Source organism: Psychrobacter sp. GW64-MNA-CIBAN-0177, from assembly GCF_040309585.1.
Classification (GTDB): domain Bacteria; phylum Pseudomonadota; class Gammaproteobacteria; order Pseudomonadales; family Moraxellaceae; genus Psychrobacter; species Psychrobacter okhotskensis.
Genome location: NZ_JBEOOY010000307.1, coordinates 1 through 265 on the forward strand (window position 1 = coordinate 1; position 265 = coordinate 265).

At 29.8% G+C, this 265-nt stretch carries 1 protein-coding gene; it reads left to right on the plus strand.

Translation table 11 applies throughout. The features are described 5' to 3' along the window. Positions 1-265 (plus strand): hypothetical protein (locus tag AAEY79_RS15205; protein WP_352289310.1); only part of this gene is annotated, 265 nt, incomplete at both ends.

The following is a 265-nucleotide window of genomic DNA, read 5'->3' on the forward strand; positions in this document are numbered from 1 at the left end:
AATCTATAGAGGTCAAACTCAATTCTCCTTTGAGCAAAGATAATGGCTATTGCTTTATTAGTCAGTTAGATCAAAACAGTCAATATATCCCCTATGGTACTCGAACAGAATTATTTCTAAAAACTGAACAAAAATTCTCTTCTAGTATGAGTAATAATACTAAAAACAAAGCCAATGCACTTTTGATAGGACTAAAAAACTCATTGTCCAACGTCTTTACTAGGGATAATCCAAAAATATTTTACGATAATATAGATTATAGCTT